Here is a 17,338-nt window from a genome sequence, read left to right on the forward strand (position 1 = left end):
TCAAGTAAAGTGACGCCATGGCCGCCAAGCAGGGGGAGCGGGGGGAGCGCCCCCGCCGCCGACTGAGCACCGGGGAGCGTCGCGAGCAGCTGCTGGAGGTCGGGGCGGGACTCTTCTCGGAGAGCCCGTACGACGAAGTGCGGATCGAGCAGGTGGCCGAGATCGCCGGGGTCTCCCGGGGGCTGCTGTACCACTACTTCCCGACGAAGCGGGACTTCTTCGCGGCGGTCGTGGAGCGCGAGAGCGAACGGATGCTGCGCATGACGGCGGCGGTGCCGGGAGTGCCGGTGCGCGAGCAGCTGACCGCCGGGCTCGACATCTACCTCGACTACGTCCGGGCCCACGCTCATGGCTTTCGCGCCTTCCATCGTGCCGACGCCGCCGGCGACCAGGCCGTGCGCCGCGTCTACCAGCGTGCCCTGGCCGCCCAGGAGCGGCAGATCCTGGCCGCCCTCGCGGCGGACCCCGAGTTCGGGCCGGTCTTCGAGCGGCGCCCGCACGTGCGTCTGGCCGTCCGGGGCTGGCTCGCCTTCACCACGGCCGTGTGCCTGGAGTGGCTGCGCGATTCCCGGCCGGACCAGGAGCAGGTGCGGGACCTGTGCGCGCGGGCGCTGCTGGGTGCCATCGCGTAGGAGCGGGTGCCGCCGCCCGGGGGTGTGGTTGGCCCGCATCCAGACCTTCGGTAGGTTAGGCAAGGCTTACCTGAGGAGGTCTGGGATGGGTGACGAACGGACGTGGGCGGCCGGCCCCTGCGCGGCCGAGCGGGCCCGGTCGGTGCTGGCCGCCGCGTGGTCGTGCACGGTGACCGTGGACGGCTGCCGCGAGGAGGTGGCCGGTGGCCACGCCGTCGCCGACGACGGCCGGGTGCTGCTGCGGCTGCCCGACGACAGCGCCCTGCTCGCGGCGGCGCTCCGCGCTCCGCGGGGGGAGCCGTCGGCGGTGCTGGAGTTCGCGGACGTGGCCCCGGTCCCGGTGCGCGACCGGATCCGCTCCCGGCTCTGGATCGCCGGCCGGTTCACCCCGGCGGACGGCCGGCCGGCGCTCCGCCCCACCCGGGTGGTGCTCGGGCGGCCCTCCGGTGCGGTGGTCGTCGGCCCGGACGAGTTCGCCGCGGCCCGTCCCGACCCGCTGGTCCATGCCGAGGCCAGGCTGCTCACCCACCTCGCCGACGCCCACCCGGACGCGGTGGAGCGGCTCACCCGGCTGGTCCCGCCGGACCACCTGCACGCCGCGCTGCGCGTCCAGCCCCTCGCGGTGGACCGGCACGGCCTGACCCTGCGCATCGAACGCACCCGCGCCCACGGCGACGTACGCCTGCCGTTCCACACCCCCGCCGACGACGTCCCGCAGCTCACCGAACGCGTGCACGCCCTGCTGAACCGGGCGGCCGAGAGGCGGTGCCCCCGGGTGGGCGGCCCGCGGCGGCAGGGCGCGGACGGCGACCGGTGAGGGACGCCTACAGCGGCAGTGCGCAGACCGCGACCGGCGACGGGAACGGCTTGCCCGCCAGGTGCAGTTCGCCGCTGCCGGGGTCGACGTGGAAGACGCTCACCGTGCTGGACCTCTGGTTCGCCGCGAACAGCAGGCGGCCGTCCGGGGAGAACGCGATCTGCCGGGGGAAGTCCCCGGCCACCGGCACCGTGCCGAGGAGCCGCAGGCGCGCGCCGTCCGACTCGACGGCGTACCGTGCCAGGCTGTTGTCGCCGCGGTTGGCCAGGTAGGCGTACGCGCCGTCCGCCGTGACCAGGAACTGGGCCGGGTAGTTGGTGGTGCCCCCGCCGCTGCCCGTGGACTGCGGGTCGCCGATCGTGAGGCGGCCGGTGGACGGGTCGTAGGCGCAGACCGCGACCGTGTCGTCGACCTCGTCGGCCAGGTACGCGTACCGTCCGCCCGGATGGAAGGTGAGATGGCGCGGGCCGGCGCCCGGCCGGGTGTGTGCCCGGGCCACCTCCGTCAGCGTGCCCCGCGCCGGATCCAGGCGGTAGGTGTAGACGGTGTCGGTGCCCAGGTCCACCGCGAGGACGTGGCCGCCGTCCGGGCCGGTGACGAACTGGTGCGCGTGCGGGCCTTGTTGGCCCGGGCCCGGTGGCGGGCTGGTGTGCGTGACCAGGTCGGTGCGCTCACCCAGGGCGCCCGAGGCGTCGACGGGGTGCACGGCCACACTGCCCGACCCGTAGTTCGCGCTCAGCAGCCAGCGCCCGTCCGGATGCACCGAGAGGTGACAGGGCCCGGCACCGCCCGTGCCGCGGGTGCCCAGGACCCGCCGGTCCGCCGCGCGTACCGCGGTCACCCCGCCGTCCTGGCGCTCGTCCACCGCGTACAGCGTGCGGCCGTCGGGGTGTGCGGCGAGGTAGGACGGATCGGCGACGCCGGTGAGCGCGCCGGACGCGGTGATCCGGCCGGACACCGGGTCGTAGGCGGCCACACCGATGCCGGTGCCGCCGCCTTCGGTGGAGGTGTAGGTGCCGAGGTAGAGGGGGCGCAGGGCGGTCGGCGGCGCCGACGGCCCGGGGCCCGTGCGCTCGTCCGCCGCCGGCGCGTCCGGAGCCGGCGTCTTCACCGGGGGCGCCGGTGCCGGGACCGCCACCACCGCGGCCGTGCCCGCCACCGCCCCGACGAACCGCCGCCTGCTCCAGCCGCCGTGCTCCGGCTCCGCGCCCCTGCCCATGCCCGCACCTCAGGTCGTCGTGTGCCCCCGGTAGTGACAGCAACCCTGGCGCGGACCGGCCACGGATGGCAAGAAGGGCAACGGCCGTCGCGTCGCGCGGGACGAGCGGCCCGCCGCCGGGCGTTCTGGGCCGTCAGGGGCGTACCCGCTTGCGCCGCAGCCGTTCCGGCACGCCCACCCGCTCGCGCAGCCAGGCCAGCCACGGCAGCTTCTCGCGCTGCTCCCGGGAGACGCGGTCCAGCTCCTCCAGCAGACGACGGGTGCGGTGCTCGGTGTCCAGCTCGTCGATCATCCGGTTGACCTCGGTCAGTACGGCGCCCAGCAGCTGCCAGTGCCGGCTGTCGCGCCGGACCTCGTCCGCCAGCAGCTCGGCGAGCTTGTCGCGGGTACCGGCCGCCGCGTTCAGCTCGGCGCTGAGCCGGGCCTCCGCCGACTCCGCGCTGGCGCTGAGGTCGGTGGTGACCAGCACGGAGAAGCTGACCACCGCGTCGGCGATCTCGGACAGCAGCCGCTCCACGGCCGCCCCGACGTCCGCCGGGAAGAGCGGGTCGGGGCCGCGGGCCTTGGCCAGGTCGGTGAAGGTGCGGGCCAGCACCCTGAGCACGACCGTGCAGATCTCCAGCGTGTCCAGGCCGGTGCGCAGCACCACCCGGTGCAGCAGCCCCTCCTTGACGCGCGGGTTGAGCCGCAGGCTGTCCTCGGCCTGCCGCAGGTCGGCGTCCACCTCGATGATGTCGTGGTCGAGCCGCCGGGCCTCGTGCAGCCGCTCGGCCCTGCGCTCCCAGGAGACCCGGCCGGCGGCCTCCTCACCCATCCGCAGCATCAGCTGCCGCACCCGCCGGGCCAGCCCCTCGATCGACTCGCCGGCCTCGTCCACCCACACCGGCGGCGGCAGCAGCAGGTTGCAGGCCATGCCGACGACCGCGCCGATCAGCGTCTCCACCACGCGGGCCCAGGCGGTGTACCCGACGGTGGTGACGCCGAGCACCAGCATGGCGCTGATCGCCACCTCGGCCACGTACTCCTCGACCCGCACCAGCCGCCCCACCCCCAGGGCGGCCACGATCAGCAGGGCGAGGCTCCACCAGGTCAGCCCCACCAGCAGGCTGAACGCGATGGCCACCAGGACGCCGGCCACCACGGAGGTCACCCGGCGGATGCCGTTGGTGAGGGTGGCGTAGAGGGTGACCTGGACGACCAGGAGGGCGGTCAGGGGCGAGGTCAGCGGCGCGGGTTCGGGGCTGAGACGCAGCGCGACCACATAGGCGATCGTCGCCGCGACGGCCGAGCGCAGCGTCTGGACGACCACCGGGTCCCGGTGCCGTCTCAGCAGCCGATGCAGTCCCGTGGTCCACTTTCGTACGTCGTGCATCCGTTGGCCTGTTCCCTTTCGGTGGACGCGTCGAACGTACCTGTTGAGGACCGCATCTGTCCGCAAGGGGCCGTGCCGGTTCGTGGCTCAGTCGTACAGCTTGTCCAGGAAGGCGGTCAGATTGCCGGCGGCGCGGGCGATCTGCTCCTCGACGGTGAGGCTCTCCTCGATGCGCATCCCGGACTCGGGCACCTTCCGGCCGCGCACGTACAGCGAGCAGGCCAGGTCCGTGCACATGTAGACGCCGACCGAGTTGCCCTCGCGGCCCGCCGCGCCCGCCTTGCGGGCCGTCATCAGGGAGACGCCCCCGCCGGGATGGGTGGTCAGGCACACCGAGCACATGCTGCGGTGCAGGAAGCCGTGCCGGGACGGCGGGAAGCGGAGGGTGATGCCGACGGGCCGGCCCTGCCGCTCGGTGACCAGATAGCTGCGGTCGGGTGCCCCCGGGTCGCGCCAGCCGAGGAAGTCCAGGTCGTCCCAGGGGCGTTCGTCGAGGTCACGGGGTATGGCGACCCGCTTGGCCTCCCCCTTGGAACAGTTGACGAAGGAGGCGCGGATCTCCTGCTCGGTGAGCGGCTTCATGGGGGTTCTGTCCTTCCGGGGGCGGGGCGGGGGCGCGGTGGGGGCCGGGGCCGGGTCCCGAGCGGGTCGGGGTCACGACATCCCGTGAACCTAATGGCTTTAGGTTCACACCTAGCCTAGCTAGCCGGAGGGTGGGGGAGTCAATGGATTTTCCGGGTTCGCCGCCGCCGGCTCCGGTGGCCACACGCCCGGCACCAGCACCCCCAGGGCGTAGGCGCGGGCGACCAGTTCCGTGCGGTTGGCCGCGCCCCACCGCGCCGACAGCCGCCGCAGGTGATACGTGACGCCGTCCGTGCTGAGCCCCAGCTCCCGCGCGGCCCGGGCCGTCGTGGCGCCGCCCGCCAGCAGCGCCAGCACCCGGCCCTCCACCGGTGTGACCGGCGCCGGCCGCGGCGCGCGCCGTTCGCTCTCGCCCAGCACCCGCAGCATCACCAGCAGGGCGGGCGTCTCCTCCACGGTGTCGCTCACCGGATCCGCCGTCAGCTCCCCGTACCGTTCGGTACCGCCGGGCCCCCGCCAGCGCACCGACACCTGGTACCGGGACCGGTGCCGCAGCCGCAGCGCCTCGGCGATCCGCTCCACCTGCGTGGCCTCCTGCGGCGTGAACAGCTCCAGCACCTCCCGGCCGCGCAGCCGGCCCGGTGTCGTACCGCACTCCGCGGCCATCGCCGGGTTCGCCAGCACCACCACGCCGTACACGTCACAGACCGCGACCGGCACCGCGATCCGGTCGAACAAGGTCAGCGCGCGGTTGCGCCACACCACGGCCTCGATCCGGCCCGCATCCATCCGCACCCCGCACCTCGTGACCGTTGGTCCCCGCCATGAAAGAGGAACATCCAGGTCAGCGGCAACTTCGAGGGAGGCGCGGGACGGCGGCGGGGCGGGCCGGGCAGAATGCCCGGTCGTGGAGATCAGCGCGCGCGAACTCAACCGGGCGACCCTGGCCCGTCAGCTGCTCCTGCGCCGGGAGCCGATCACCGTCGGTGACGCGGTCCGCCGGGTGGTCGCCCTGCAGGCGCAGCATCCCGCCTCGCCGTACGTCGCCCTGTGGAACCGGATCGCCGGGTTCGACCCGGCCGAGCTGGACGCCGCCTTCGCCGACGGCACGGTGGTGAAGGCGACGCTGATGCGGATCACCCTGCACGCCGTCCACGGCGCCGACCACAAGGGCTTCCGCGAGGCCATGCAGGAGACGCTGTACGCCTCCCGGCTGGGCCACCGCTTCGCCGCCGCGGGCCTCACGCCCGAGGACGCCCACCGGCTGCTTCCGGAACTGCTCCGGTTCACCGGCCGGCCGCGCACGGCCGCCGAACTGCAGGGCTGGCTCGAGGAGCGGCTCGGCGCCGAGAAGAAGGCGGGCGCCTGGTGGGGGCTGAAGGCGTACGCCCCGCTGCTGCACGTCCCCACCGGCGGCCCGTGGTCGTTCGGTGCCCGCGCCTCGTTCGTCACCGCGCCCACCCCGCCGGCGCTGCCCGCCGGCCGCACGGGGGTCCCCGAGGCGCTCCAGGACCTGGTCCTGCGCCATCTGGCCGCCTTCGGGCCGGCGTCGGTGGCGGACGTGGCCCGGTTCGCCACCGTACGGCGCGCCTCCGTCCGCCGGGCGCTGGACGCGCTCGACGGGGCGGTGGAGGAGCTGACCGGTCCGGACGGCACCGCCCTGTTCGACCTGCCCGGCGCTCCCCGTCCCGCCGCGGACACCCCGGCCCCGCCCCGGCTGCTCGGCATGTGGGACAGCGTCCTGCTGGCCCACGCGGACCGCGGCCGGGTGCTGCCGCCCGCGCTGCGTCCGCTGGTGATCCGCGTCAACGGGGACGTCCTGCCGACACTGCTGGTCGACGGCCGGGTCGTGGGTGTGTGGCGGCCGGCCGAGGCGGGCGTCGAGGCGACCGCCTTCGAGGATCTGCCGGGCGAGGCGTGGACCGCCCTGGCCGCCGAGGCCCGCTCCCTGTCGGCGCTGCTGACCGCCCGCGAGCCCCGCGCCTACGCCTACTACGGCCACTGGTGGGCCAAGCTGCCCGCCGGCGACGTACGCCTGCTGCCCGCCTGAGGAGATCCCGCGCCGCCGCGCAACCCCCCGCGCCCACTTTCCACTGCACGATCGTGTAGTGCTCGCGCGCGGGCGGGGGTGCCGGGTCGACCACGCTGGACCGGAGGACTCCCGTACCGCGAAAGGCAGTTGTCGCGCCATGCCCCCCACCGCGCCGCACCCCGAGGCCATCGACACGCTCCCCGGCGTCCCGGTCGTCGACATCACCGCGACCGGACCCGGCCGTACCCCCATCCAGCAGGTCATGAGCCTGATGCGGGACCACGGGCCGGTGCTCGTGCGCCGGCTGCACGGGCGCGACACGCTGTTCGTCGCCGACGCGGACCTGGTGGCCGAGCTCGCCGACGAGGAGCGGTTCGGCAAGCACGTCGGGCCCGCCCTGGAGAACGTGCGGGCCTTCACCGCCGACGGGCTGTTCACGGCGTACGACGAGGAGCCGAACTGGGCCAAGGCGCACGACATCCTGATGCCCGCCTTCGCGCTCGGCTCGATGCGCACCTACCACCCCGTGATGCTCACGGTGGCCCGGCGGCTCGTCGAGTCCTGGGACCGGGCGACCCGCCAGGGACGGCCGGTCGACGTCCCGGACGACATGACCCGGATGACCCTCGACACCATCGGCCTCGCCGGTTTCGGCTACGACTTCGGATCGTTCGAGCGGGCCGAGCCGCACCCGTTCGTCGAGTCGATGGTGCGCTGCCTGGAGTGGAGCATGACCCGCCTCGCCCGCGTGCCGGGCGAGGACCACTCGGCGGCCGACGCCGCCTTCCGCGACGACGCCGACCACCTCGCCCAGGTCGTCGACGAGGTCATCGCCTCCCGCGCGGGCACCGACCAGAGCGCCGCCGACGACCTCCTCGGTCTCATGCTCACCGCCCGGCACCCGGCCGACGGCACCACCCTGGACGCCGCCAACATCCGCAACCAGGTCATCACCTTCCTGATCGCGGGCCACGAGACCACCTCCGGCGCCATGTCCTTCGCGCTGTACTACCTGGCCAAGCACCCGACGGCGCTGCGGCTGGTGCAGCGCGAGGTGGACGCCCTGTGGGGCGACGACCCCGACCCGGAACCGACGTACGACGAGGTCGGCAGGCTCACCTACACCCGCCAGGTCCTCAACGAGGCGCTGCGGCTGTGGCCGACGGCCGCCGCCTTCAGCAGGCAGGCCCGCGAGGACACCCTGCTCGGCGGCCGGATCCCGCTCCGGGCGGGACAGGCGGTCGTCGTGCTCGCCCCGATGCTGCACCGGCAGCCCGTGTGGGGCGACAACCCCGAGCTGTTCGACCCCGCCCGGTTCACCGCCGAGGCGGAGGCCGCCCGCCCGGTGCACGCCTTCAAGCCCTTCGGGACCGGTGAACGGGCCTGCATCGGACGGCAGTTCGCGCTCCACGAGGCGACCATGCTGCTCGCCATGCTGGTCCACCGCTACCGGCTGCACGACCACGCCGGCTACGCGCTCACCGTCAAGGAGACCCTCACCCTCAAGCCCGAGGGCTTCACCCTCGCCCTCACCCCGCGCACCCCCGCCGACCGCGCGCACGGCCCGCTGCCGGGAGCGGGCCCGGACCGGCCCGCCGAGACCACCGACACCGCCGCCCTCCCGGCCCGCGTCCGCCCGGGCACCGGCGCCCTCATCCTGCACGGCAGCAACTACGGCACCTGCCGTGACTTCGCCGCCCAACTCGCCGACGAGGCCGCCGCCCTGGGTTGCGACACCCAGGTCGCCTCCCTCGACGACTACGCCGACGGCCTGCCCGCCGACCGCCCCGTGGTCATCACCGCCGCCTCCTACAACGGCCGGCCCACCGACGACGCCACCGCGTTCGCCGCCTGGCTGGACGGCGTCCCCGACCTGACCGGAGTGACGTACGCCGTCCTCGGCGTCGGCGACCGCAACTGGGCCGCCACCTACCAGCAGGTCCCCACCCGCATCGACGCCCGCCTCGCCGAACTCGGCGCCACCCGCCTCACCGACCGCGCCGCCGCCGACGCCTCCGGCGACCTGACCGGCACCGTCCGCGACTTCACCGCCCGGCTGCGCACCGCCCTGCTCCGGCAGTACGGCGACCCCGACGCCGTCGGCGCCCCGACGGCCGGCCCCGCCACCGCCTACGAGGTCCGTACCCTGACCGGCGGCCCCCTGGACGCCCTCGCCGAACGCCATGGGCTCGTCCCGATGACGGTCACCGAGGCCCACGACCTCACCGCCGCCGGGTACCCGCGCACCAAGCGGTTCCTGCGCGTGGCCCTTCCCGAGGGCGTCAGCTACCGCACCGCCGACCACCTGACCGTGCTGCCCGCCAACGCCCCCGGCCTGGTCACCCGAGCCGCCGGCGCCCTCGGCGTCGACCTCGACACCGTCCTGGACATCCGGGCCACCCGCCCGCGCCGCGACGGCCTCGCCGTCGACCGTCCACTGACGGTACGGCAACTGCTCACGTACCACGTCGAGTTGCAGGAGCGGCCGACCGCGCACCAGCTGTCCGCGCTGGCCGACGCCAACCCCTGCCCGCCGGAGAAGGCCGCCCTGGCCGCCCTGCACGACGACCCGCGCACCCTCGTCGAGGTCCTCGAGGACCACCCCGCCCTGCGCGGGGCCCTCGACTGGCCGAGCCTGCTGGACCTGCTGACCCCGCTGCGCCCGCGCCACTACTCCATCTCCTCCTCACCCGCCGTCGACCCCGGCCACGCGGACCTGATGGTCTCCCTGCTCCAGGCACCCGCCCGCTCCGGCAACGGCGTCTACCGGGGCACCGGCTCCGGCCACCTGACCACCCTCCGCCCCGGCGACACCGTGTACGCCCGGGTCCAGCCCTGCCGCGAGGCCTTCCGCGTCGACGACCGCGCACCGGTCGTGATGGTCGCCGCCGGCACCGGCCTCGCCCCGTTCCGGGGGGCCGTCGCCGACCGTACGGCGGCCCGCGCCGCCGGCGCCGGGCTCCCCCCGGCCCTCCTCTACTTCGGCTGCGACGCCCCCGACGCCGACTTCCTGCACGCCGGGGAACTCCACGCGGCCGAGGCGGCCGGCGCCGTCTCGGTGCGCCCCGCCTTCAGCGCGGCCCCCGAGGGCGGCGTGCTGTTCGTCCAGCACCGCATCGCCGCCGAGGCCGACGAGGTCTGGCGGCTGCTGACCGCCGGAGCCCGGGTGTACGTCTGCGGCGACGGCTCCCGGATGGCCCCCGGCGTCCGCGAGGCGTTCCGTACCCTGTACCGGGAACGCACGCCCGGCGCGGACCGGACGGCGGCCGAGCGGTGGCTCGACGCGCTGGTGGCGGACGGGCGTTACGTCGAGGACGTGTACGCGGCGGGCTGACCGAGGGCCCGGAGGGGACGGGGTGGGGCGCGGTGGCGGACTCCTGGGAGCGGGCGCGGCAGGTCCTGGAGAAGGCGGGCATCCCGCCCGCCCGGCTGGCCGGCGTCCGCCCGCTGGGCGGAGGCACCTACAACACCGTCGAGGAACTGCGGTTCACCGACGGCCGCCGGTACGTGCTCAAGGTGGCGCCGACCGCCCCCGGGATGCGCTACGAGGCCCGGCTGCTGGCCGGCGAGGCCGAGTTCTCCCGCGTGGCCGCCGAGGCCGGCGTCCCCGCCCCGCGCTCGGTGGCCCTCGACGACAGCGCGGAGGTACGGCACCTGCTGCAGACTGCCTGCCCCGGCGAACCCTGGGACGACTCCCTGACGGACACCGAACGCGCCTCGCTGCGTGCCGAGTTGGGCCGCCATGTGGCCCGGCTGCACCGGATGTCCGGCCCCGGCTACGGCTACCCGTCCGGGGCGCTGGGCCCGCTCGCGCCTGACTGGCGGACCGCGTTCGCGGCGATGACCGAGGCGGTCCTCGACGACGCCCGCCGCTTCGGGGCCCGGCTTCCCCGTCCCGTCGACGCGGTGGCCCGTACCGTCCGGGCCGCCTACGGCGTCCTCGACGAGGTCACCGTCCCGCGCCCCGTCCACTTCGACCTCTGGCCGGGCAACATCCTGGTCGAGCGGGCACCCGGCGGCCTCCGGATCGGCGGGCTGATCGACGGCGAGCGCATGTTCTGGGGCGACCCGCTCGCCGACCTCGTCTCCCTGGCCCTGCTCGACGACATCGAGAAGGACGGGGACTTCCTCACGGGCTACCGCGAGGCAGGCGGCCACGTCGGCTTCACGCCCTCGGAACGGCTCCGGCTCGCCCTCTACCGCTGCTACCTCTATCTGATCATGGTGATCGAGACCGTCCCGAGGGCGGTGGGGGAGGACCACGTCCGCTGGGTGGAGGACGTGGTCGCCCCGGAACTCACCGCGGCACTGGACGAGATCGAGCACCGCACCCGGTCACGGCACTAGCCGCCGCGACCTGGGCCCCGGGTTCAGCCGGTCGGCTCGTCCGGGGTCGGGTGGTCGGAGTGGACCGTCGCCTGCCGCGGTGCGCCACGGGGGCCGGTGCCCGCCTCGTCCGTGTCGGGTACGTCCGGGTCCGGCTCCCGTTCGCCGTGCCGCGGGCGCGCCGACGAGGCGGCCTCCCACGGGTCCTCACCGGGACGGGCCTGCTGGTCGGGCAGGTCACGGGGGACCGGTGCCCCCTGGTGACCGTGCTTGTGCTGCGACTGTGCGGCCATGGTGTTCGCCCTCTGTTCCTCGTTCGTCGTTCGTCGTACCTGGTTCGCCGGTCGCGGCGCACGGCCGCTCAGCCGACCTTGCGCCCCCGCATCGGCTCCGTCGCCATGCCTCCGCCCTTCTGCAGCCCGTCCAGGAACTCGCGCAGCACCTCGTCCGCCGTGTGCCTCGGCTGCCAGCCCAGTTCCACCCGGGCGCGGGTGCAGTCCATCAGCGGCAGCCGCAGCACCGCGTCGAAGAGGTGCGGGGAGGCCGGGAGCAGGTGCAGCCCCCAGGCGGCGGCGATCGCCGACCTGGCCGCCGTACGCGGCAGCCGCACCGGACGGCTGCCCAGCATCCCGCCCAGCACCTCCGCGTCGAGCGGCGGATCCGCGGCGAGGTTGAAGGCGCCCCGCACATCCGTGCGCACCGCCAGCCGGTAGGCCTCGGCGGCGTCGTCCGTGTGCAGCGCCTGGACCCGCAGCCCCGCGATGTCGGGCAGGACGGGCAGCAGCTCGGGGCGGGCCAGCGGGCCCGGCAGGAACCGGCCGCCGAAGATCCGGCGCTGCTCGCTCGCCGACTGCCGCTTGAAGAGGAACGCCGGGCGCATCCGGACCACCCGCACCTCGGGGTGGTCGCGTTCGAAGATGTCCAGGGCCCGTTCCAGATAGGCCTTCTCCCGGCAGTACGCGGCGTCCGGCCAGCCGTGCGTCGGCCAGGACTCGTCGACCGCGTGGTCCTTGGGACCCGGCGAGTAGGCGCCCACCGAGGACGCGTGCACCAGCACCGGCACCCGCGCCGCGGCCACCGCCTCGAACACCCGGATGCCACCGAGCACATTGGTCCGCCAGGTCCTCGCCGGATCGTGCGTCGGCTGGAACGCCCAGGCCAGATGGACGACGGCGTCGGCGCCCTCGAACCGTTCGGCGAGGTTCGCCTGGTCGGAGCCCAGGTCGACCGAGGACCACTCCGTCTTCGGGACCATCCACTCGGGCGTCCGGCGGGCCAGACCCCGCACCGACTTGATCCCGGGGTCCTCGGAGAGCAGGCGCACCACACTCGTACCGACGTTCCCGGTGGCGCCCGTCACCACGACCCTGCTGCCCACTGCGCTGCTCACCTTCGGCTCCTCTCGACGGAGGGCTGGGGCGGCGGTCGGGTACCCGGCGTCGGCCCGGCGCACACCACCCGGCGCGGGGCGCGGGCGGCGGGCAGCGAAGAGCCCCGACCGCGACGGGGGAATCGCGGCCGGGGCGGCAGGAGTGTGGGTGCGGATGGCGGTCGCCTCTCGGCGAAAGGCTCCACAGGGCTTCAGCCGAACGATCGTCCCTGTGGGCGAAAGGTGAGGCCCGGGGACACTGTCCCATCCACACCCACGGTTGGTTCAACGGGCAACCACCCTCCGGTGTTCCGGCTCCGCGCCCCTTCCCCGGTGACCTGTGTCACGTCTGCCGCGTCACGCCAGCGGGCTGTCGGCCAGGGACGCCAACAGGTGCGCGGGATCGTCGTACACCGCCTCCGCGCCCGCCTCCCGCAGGTCGGCGGGCGGAATCCCGCCGCACCGGACGCCCACACAGCGCACTCCCGCTCCGCTGCCCGCCCGCATGTCCCAGACCGTGTCCCCGACGAACACGGCCCGGGACGCGGGCACTCCGGCCAGCTCCAGGGCGTGTTCGACCGGCTCGGGGGCGGGTTTGCCCTCCGTCACGTCGTCGGCGCTCGCGGTCGCGGCGATGGCCTCGTCCGCGTCGATCGCCCGGCGCAGCGCACCCAGTTCCGCCCCGCTCGCCGAGGTGGCCAGGACGACCGTCCAGCCGTCCCGGTGCAGGCGTCGCAGCAGTTCCCCGGCTTCCGGCAGGGCGGGCAGCCGGTCGAAGTACTGGCCGTAGAGAGCCTTGTGGGCGTCGCTCAGCTCCGTGTCCCGGTCCTGGTCGCGGTCGTCGCCGAGCAGGTGGGCGATCAGATCGGTGGAGCCCAGGCCGACGGCGCGGTGCACGGCGTGCATGGGCACCCGGTGTCCCGCCTGTCGGAAGGCCTCCCACCAGGTGACGACGTGGAGGTGATTGGTGTCGACGAGCGTTCCGTCGACGTCGAACAGCGCGGCACGGTCCATCCGGCGGCGTCCTTTCTCTCGGGCGGCCCGAGTACCACGTCAGGAGGCCGCCACGCGCGCCGGCGTACGGCCCTCGCGGGTCCAGTCCAGCAGTTCCCCGGCCGACCAGGTGGTCACCACGCGCTCGGCGGGCACCGCGCACTCCTCCGCCCGGGCGCAGCCGAGGATCTGCCAGTCGAGCTGGCCGGGCGCGTGCGCGTCGGTGTCGACCGAGAACAGCGCCCCGGCCGCCACGGCACGGCGCAGCAGCCGCCGGGGCGGGTCCAGCCGCTCCGGACGGCTGTTGATCTCCACGGCGGTGCCGGACTCGGCGCAGGCGGCGAACACCTCCTCCGCGGCGAACTCCGACTCCGGCCGGCCCCGCCCGGTGACCAGCCGCCCGGTGCAGTGCCCCAGGATGTCGGCGTGCGGACTGCGTACGGCGGCCACCATCCGACGGGTCATCGACCGGGCGTCCATCCGCAGCTTGGAGTGCACGGACACCACGACCACGTCGAGGCGCTCCAGCAGCTCGGGCTCCTGGTCCAGCGAGCCGTCCTCCAGGATGTCGCACTCGATGCCGGTCAGCAGCCGGAACGGCGCCCAGGTGGCGTTCAGCCCGGCCACCACCGCGAGCTGCTCGCGCAGCCGCTCCGGCGACAGCCCACGGGCCACCGTCAGCCGGGGGGAGTGGTCGGTCAGCACCGCCCACTCGTGCCCGAGCCCGGCCGCCGCGAGCCCCATCTCCTCGATCGGACTGCCGCCGTCGGACCAGTCCGAGTGCAGATGGCAGTCGCCGCGCAGCAGTGCCCGCAGCGCCGTGCCGGGGCCGGTGGGCGGGGCGCCGGCCTCCGCCTCCAGTCCACGCAGATAGCCGGGCAGCTCGCCGGACAGCGCCTCGCGCACCACCTGAGCGGTCTTGGGGCCGACGCCCCTGAGGGACTCCAGCGTCCCGGCGGACGCCCGCTCGGCCACCTCCCCGGCGGGCAGCGCGGACAGCGTCCGGGCGGCCGTACGGAAGGCCTTCACCCGGTACGTCGGCGCCAGTGACCGTTCCAGCAGGAAGGCGATCCGCTCCAAGGCCTCGACGGGATCCATCGCCACCTCCGCTCCGGGACGCCGGACGGCCCTCATGGACGACTCGTTGGGGTGCGTCCCGATTTACGCTCTATTACATGACCGAACGAGCAGCCCCATACATCTCACACCCGCGGATCATGGTGCACGGCGTCATGCAGGGCAGGCCGGGCACTCCGCCCTTCCGCATCGTGGAGATCGACGGTCGGGTGGTCGGCCAGGCACGGACCGTCACCGACGTCCTGGAGGCAGCCGCCGCCTTCGGCATCACGGTCCACGACCTGGACGACCCGGACGTGGTCCGCTGGGTGGGCGGTGACAAGTTCACCTGGATGCCGCACGGGCCCAGGTGAGCGGCCCGTGTGATCACTCCGCCGGCGCCCCGCGCACCCGCCGGTGCACCGCGCGTCCGAGCCGCCGCCCCAGCAGCAGCCAACCGAGCAGCGCTCCCGTGGTGTTGAGGATGACGTCGTCCACGTCGAAGGCCCGCCCGGTGACCATCGCGCCCTGCGCCAGTTCCACCAGAAGCATCACGACCGCCGTGAGCAGCAGCACCTGCAGGACGCCCCGGGCGCGCGGCGCGAGCACCGGCACCAGGACGCCGAACGGGACACCGAGGAGGATGTTCCCGCCGATCTGCTTGACCGCGTCACGCAGCTGCGGCTGGTCCAGATAGGCCTTGATGGACCGGCCGGGGTGCAGGTTGCTGTGCACCAGCGACACCGACGCCGGGGACGGTTCCAGGGTGAGCCGGGCCAGCACGACGGCGAAGGCCACCATGAAGGCGAAGGCGCACACCATCGCCAGCAGCCGGAAGGGGAGGGGAAGCGCGTGCCGGGGGGCGGACGCCGGCCGCGCGGTACGGCCGCCCTTCTTCCCGCTCGCCCTTCGGCCGGCCGCCCTGTACCAGCTGGTGGCCTTCTCGCGGGCCGTGGGCTTTCCGCGGCCCGCCGCCCTTCCGTCGGTTGCGGCCTTCTCGTCACCGACGGCCTTCTTGCCACGCTCTCTGCTGGTGGTGCGCAGCCGAAAGCCGGTCGCGGCCATATCGTCCTCCAGTCTTCAACTTCCCTGAGTAGTGAGCCGGTTACCCCGCGATCGGGTCCGCAATGCCGCCGCCCGGCGGGCGGCCAGGCGCGGCCGCGCGGTTTCCGCCGCCGCTGCCGGGGCACTACGGGACCGGACCCGCGCGCCGCCGCCCGGCCCGGCCCGGGCGGTGCTTGGATGCCGTAAGTACAAAACGGACAACATGCCGAGGAGGTGGCGCATGACCCGGCGTACGGACCCCCGCAGGGACCCCCGCGCGGCCCTCCTCGCCATCGGCGAACTCCTCGCCTGGTGGGCCGGGCTCGCCCTGCTGTGGCTGGTGTTCATCAGCACGGTCGACACCCTGGAGCGCGTGGTCGGCGCGAGCGCGGCGGCCGTCGCGGCACTCCTCGCGCGGGCCGGCCGGCGGGCGGGGAACCGGCGGTGAACGGCTGGATCCTGGCGGCGACCGTCCTGCTCGGCGGTGGAGGGGCGGCGGCCCTGTGGGGCGTGGCCACCGGCCCGCTCAGCCGGCGCGTCGTCGCCCAGAACCTCACCACCTCCGCCATCTGCCCGAGCCTCCTGCTGCTCTCCCAGGGCTACGGCCGCCCCTCCTACGTCGACCTCGCCCTGCTCCTCGCCCTGCTCGGCCCGGTCGGCACCCTGGTCTTCGCCCGGCTGCTCGCCGAGGACCTCGAAGCCGAGCAGCCGAGCGCCTGGGGACTGACCTGGACGGCCGCGGCCGTCGGCGCCGTCGTCGTCCTGGTGCTGTGCGTGGCCGGCGGGCCCGGCCGGGCGATGGTGAAACTGCTGGTCGTCGGAGCCCTGCTGATCTGCGGGAACGTCATCGCCTCGCGGGCGCTGTCCGGCGGCATGAAGGGGGTGCGCGATGGCTGACGCCGTGATCGTCGTCGCCCTGCTGCTGGTGGCCGCCACCGCCACGGCGGCCGTGGCCACCCGCGACCCGGCCCGTCAGGCCCTGGTCCTCTCCGTCCTCGGCGTCCTGCTGGCGACCCTGTTCACCGTCCTGCAGGCCCCCGACGTCGGCCTGTCCCAGCTGGCGGTCGGCTCCGCCGTCACCCCGCTGCTGATCATGCTGTCGGTGCGCAAGGTCAGACGGCGCGCCCGGCCCGAGGATGACGCGCGGTGAACCGGCGCCTGCGGCTCGGGCTGCTGGCCGTCGGCGGTGCGGGCCTCGCGGCCCTGCTGGTCGCCGCCTGCCTCGACCTGCCGTCCTTCGGCGGACGGCGGCACCCCTACGGCGAGCGCGTCGTGCACGCCTCCCTCGCCCGGCACACCGCCAACACCGTCGCCTCCGTCAACTTCGACCTGCGCGGCTACGACACCCTCGGCGAGATGAGCATCCTGTTCGCCTCCGTCCTCGGCTGCGTGGTCCTGCTGCGCCAGGCCCGCGACGAACGCCGGGCACGGCCCGAACCCGCGGACGTGGCCCGCCCGGTGCGCCGCTACGCCCTGATCGTGCTGCCCGTCGCCCTGCTCACCGGCCTCTACGTCATCGCCCACGGCCAGCTCAGCCCCGGAGGCGGCTTCCAGGGCGGGGTCGTCGCCGCGACCTCCCTGCACCTGCTGTACCTGGGCGCCGACTACACCGCGCTGGAACGGGTCCGCCCGATCGGCGTCTTCGAGGCCGCCGACGCGCTCGCCGCCTCCGCCTACCTGGTCCTGGGCCTCGCCGGCCTCCTGGCCGGCACCGCGTTCCTCGCCAACACGCTGCTGCCCTACGGCACCTTCAACACGCTGTCCTCGGGCGGCACCGTCCCGCTGCTGAACGCGGCCATCGGCATGGAGGTGGCGAGCGCGGTCGTCGTCCTGCTGGCCCGCTTCCTGGACCAGGCCGTCGAGATCGAGGAGGAGCACGGGAGTTGAGCAGCCAGT

19 protein-coding genes are annotated in these 17,338 nt (G+C 74.7%); 10 read left to right on the plus strand and 9 right to left on the minus strand.

Annotated features, from left to right (window positions below; all coding sequences use genetic code 11):
- Nucleotides 1-17 precede the first annotated feature (17 nt).
- Nucleotides 18-632, plus strand: coding sequence for a TetR/AcrR family transcriptional regulator (locus ACFYMM_RS21405; RefSeq protein ID WP_388388817.1), 615 nt, complete (start codon nt 18-20; stop codon nt 630-632).
- An 85-nt stretch (nt 633-717) separates the two neighbouring features.
- Nucleotides 718-1,449: a DUF2470 domain-containing protein gene (locus ACFYMM_RS21410; protein WP_388388819.1), complete on the plus strand. Its 732-nt coding sequence runs from the start codon at nt 718-720 to the stop codon at nt 1,447-1,449.
- A 7-nt stretch (nt 1,450-1,456) separates the two neighbouring features.
- On the opposite strand, the gene ACFYMM_RS21415 is transcribed toward ACFYMM_RS21410, so the two are convergent.
- From ACFYMM_RS21415 to ACFYMM_RS21430, 4 genes are all read right to left on the minus strand, one after another.
- A complete protein-coding gene (locus ACFYMM_RS21415; RefSeq protein WP_388388821.1) occupies nt 1,457-2,668 on the minus strand; it encodes a lactonase family protein in 1,212 nt (403 codons plus the stop codon).
- Between the two features lie 133 nt (nt 2,669-2,801).
- Complete coding sequence (locus ACFYMM_RS21420) at nt 2,802-4,040, minus strand: aromatic acid exporter family protein (RefSeq protein WP_388388823.1); 1,239 nt, start codon at nt 4,038-4,040, stop codon at nt 2,802-2,804.
- Between the two features lie 87 nt (nt 4,041-4,127).
- Complete coding sequence (locus tag ACFYMM_RS21425) at nt 4,128-4,622, minus strand: FBP domain-containing protein (protein ID WP_388388825.1); 495 nt, start codon at nt 4,620-4,622, stop codon at nt 4,128-4,130.
- A gap of 120 nt (nt 4,623-4,742) precedes the next feature.
- On the minus strand, nt 4,743-5,411 hold the full coding sequence (locus ACFYMM_RS21430) for a PAS domain-containing protein (RefSeq protein ID WP_388388827.1): 669 nt from the start codon (nt 5,409-5,411) through the stop codon (nt 4,743-4,745).
- 118 nt (nt 5,412-5,529) lie between these two features.
- Here ACFYMM_RS21430 and ACFYMM_RS21435 point away from each other — a divergent pair, with 118 nt between their 5' ends.
- The 3 genes from ACFYMM_RS21435 to ACFYMM_RS21445 all read left to right on the plus strand — a co-directional run bounded on the left by ACFYMM_RS21435 (nt 5,530) and on the right by ACFYMM_RS21445 (nt 11,001).
- Entirely contained in the window at nt 5,530-6,672 is a 1,143-nt protein-coding gene (locus tag ACFYMM_RS21435; RefSeq protein WP_388388829.1) for a winged helix DNA-binding domain-containing protein, read from the plus strand.
- A gap of 139 nt (nt 6,673-6,811) precedes the next feature.
- Nucleotides 6,812-9,988 (plus strand): cytochrome P450, encoded by a 3,177-nt coding sequence (locus ACFYMM_RS21440; RefSeq protein ID WP_388388831.1) that lies wholly within the window; start codon nt 6,812-6,814, stop codon nt 9,986-9,988.
- Between the two features lie 32 nt (nt 9,989-10,020).
- Nucleotides 10,021-11,001 (plus strand): phosphotransferase family protein, encoded by a 981-nt coding sequence (locus ACFYMM_RS21445; protein ID WP_388388833.1) that lies wholly within the window; start codon nt 10,021-10,023, stop codon nt 10,999-11,001.
- A 23-nt stretch (nt 11,002-11,024) separates the two neighbouring features.
- Here ACFYMM_RS21445 and ACFYMM_RS21450 read toward each other — a convergent pair whose 3' ends face one another.
- From ACFYMM_RS21450 to ACFYMM_RS21465, 4 genes are all read right to left on the minus strand, one after another.
- Nucleotides 11,025-11,273: a hypothetical protein gene (locus ACFYMM_RS21450; protein WP_388388835.1), complete on the minus strand. Its 249-nt coding sequence runs from the start codon at nt 11,271-11,273 to the stop codon at nt 11,025-11,027.
- 68 nt (nt 11,274-11,341) lie between these two features.
- Nucleotides 11,342-12,370 carry an SDR family oxidoreductase gene (locus tag ACFYMM_RS21455; RefSeq protein WP_388388838.1) on the minus strand — a complete coding sequence of 343 codons (1,029 nt, stop codon included), beginning with the start codon at nt 12,368-12,370 and terminating at the stop codon, nt 11,342-11,344.
- Nucleotides 12,371-12,706: 336 nt separating this feature from the next.
- Nucleotides 12,707-13,363, minus strand: a complete 657-nt coding sequence (locus ACFYMM_RS21460) for an HAD family hydrolase (RefSeq protein ID WP_388388840.1) — start codon at nt 13,361-13,363, stop codon at nt 12,707-12,709.
- 39 nt (nt 13,364-13,402) lie between these two features.
- Nucleotides 13,403-14,440: a PHP domain-containing protein gene (locus ACFYMM_RS21465; RefSeq protein WP_388388842.1), complete on the minus strand. Its 1,038-nt coding sequence runs from the start codon at nt 14,438-14,440 to the stop codon at nt 13,403-13,405.
- 77 nt (nt 14,441-14,517) lie between these two features.
- Between ACFYMM_RS21465 and ACFYMM_RS21470 the strand changes: the two genes are divergently transcribed.
- The gene (locus ACFYMM_RS21470) at nt 14,518-14,772 is read left to right on the plus strand and encodes a hypothetical protein (protein WP_388388844.1); all 255 of its coding nucleotides are present in this window, start codon (nt 14,518-14,520) and stop codon (nt 14,770-14,772) included.
- 13 nt (nt 14,773-14,785) lie between these two features.
- Here the strand turns inward: ACFYMM_RS21470 and ACFYMM_RS21475 are convergent, their stop codons facing one another.
- Nucleotides 14,786-15,463 (minus strand): VanZ family protein, encoded by a 678-nt coding sequence (locus tag ACFYMM_RS21475; RefSeq protein ID WP_388388847.1) that lies wholly within the window; start codon nt 15,461-15,463, stop codon nt 14,786-14,788.
- 220 nt (nt 15,464-15,683) lie between these two features.
- Here ACFYMM_RS21475 and ACFYMM_RS21480 point away from each other — a divergent pair, with 220 nt between their 5' ends.
- Genes ACFYMM_RS21480 through ACFYMM_RS21495 form a run of 4 tightly spaced genes read left to right on the plus strand, consistent with a single transcriptional unit; the run spans nt 15,684 to nt 17,329 of the window.
- Nucleotides 15,684-15,890 (plus strand): hypothetical protein, encoded by a 207-nt coding sequence (locus ACFYMM_RS21480; protein ID WP_388388849.1) that lies wholly within the window; start codon nt 15,684-15,686, stop codon nt 15,888-15,890.
- A complete protein-coding gene (locus ACFYMM_RS21485) occupies nt 15,887-16,339 on the plus strand; it encodes an MrpF/PhaF family protein (RefSeq protein WP_388388852.1) in 453 nt (150 codons plus the stop codon). The genes ACFYMM_RS21480 and ACFYMM_RS21485 overlap by 4 nt, the downstream gene beginning before the upstream one ends.
- Nucleotides 16,332-16,592: a Na(+)/H(+) antiporter subunit B gene (locus ACFYMM_RS21490; protein ID WP_388388854.1), complete on the plus strand. Its 261-nt coding sequence runs from the start codon at nt 16,332-16,334 to the stop codon at nt 16,590-16,592. The genes ACFYMM_RS21485 and ACFYMM_RS21490 overlap by 8 nt, the downstream gene beginning before the upstream one ends.
- Complete coding sequence (locus ACFYMM_RS21495) at nt 16,589-17,329, plus strand: MnhB domain-containing protein (protein ID WP_388388856.1); 741 nt, start codon at nt 16,589-16,591, stop codon at nt 17,327-17,329. The genes ACFYMM_RS21490 and ACFYMM_RS21495 overlap by 4 nt, the downstream gene beginning before the upstream one ends.
- Nucleotides 17,330-17,338: the final 9 nt, after the last annotated feature.

The organism is Streptomyces sp. NPDC006739, from assembly GCF_042869815.1.
Classification (GTDB): domain Bacteria; phylum Actinomycetota; class Actinomycetes; order Streptomycetales; family Streptomycetaceae; genus Streptomyces.

Coding starts and splice junctions, on each gene's coding strand:
- ACFYMM_RS21405 (WP_388388817.1), top strand. CDS start 18: ATGGCCGCCAAGCAGGGGGAGCGGGGGGAGCGCCCCCGCCGCCGACTG.
- ACFYMM_RS21410 (WP_388388819.1), top strand. CDS start 718: ATGGGTGACGAACGGACGTGGGCGGCCGGCCCCTGCGCGGCCGAGCGG.
- ACFYMM_RS21415 (WP_388388821.1), bottom strand. CDS start 2,668: ATGGGCAGGGGCGCGGAGCCGGAGCACGGCGGCTGGAGCAGGCGGCGG.
- ACFYMM_RS21420 (WP_388388823.1), bottom strand. CDS start 4,040: ATGCACGACGTACGAAAGTGGACCACGGGACTGCATCGGCTGCTGAGA.
- ACFYMM_RS21425 (WP_388388825.1), bottom strand. CDS start 4,622: ATGAAGCCGCTCACCGAGCAGGAGATCCGCGCCTCCTTCGTCAACTGT.
- ACFYMM_RS21430 (WP_388388827.1), bottom strand. CDS start 5,411: ATGGATGCGGGCCGGATCGAGGCCGTGGTGTGGCGCAACCGCGCGCTG.
- ACFYMM_RS21440 (WP_388388831.1), top strand. CDS start 6,812: ATGCCCCCCACCGCGCCGCACCCCGAGGCCATCGACACGCTCCCCGGC.
- ACFYMM_RS21450 (WP_388388835.1), bottom strand. CDS start 11,273: ATGGCCGCACAGTCGCAGCACAAGCACGGTCACCAGGGGGCACCGGTC.
- ACFYMM_RS21460 (WP_388388840.1), bottom strand. CDS start 13,363: ATGGACCGTGCCGCGCTGTTCGACGTCGACGGAACGCTCGTCGACACC.
- ACFYMM_RS21465 (WP_388388842.1), bottom strand. CDS start 14,440: ATGGATCCCGTCGAGGCCTTGGAGCGGATCGCCTTCCTGCTGGAACGG.
- ACFYMM_RS21470 (WP_388388844.1), top strand. CDS start 14,518: ATGACCGAACGAGCAGCCCCATACATCTCACACCCGCGGATCATGGTG.
- ACFYMM_RS21475 (WP_388388847.1), bottom strand. CDS start 15,463: ATGGCCGCGACCGGCTTTCGGCTGCGCACCACCAGCAGAGAGCGTGGC.
- ACFYMM_RS21480 (WP_388388849.1), top strand. CDS start 15,684: ATGACCCGGCGTACGGACCCCCGCAGGGACCCCCGCGCGGCCCTCCTC.
- ACFYMM_RS21490 (WP_388388854.1), top strand. CDS start 16,332: ATGGCTGACGCCGTGATCGTCGTCGCCCTGCTGCTGGTGGCCGCCACC.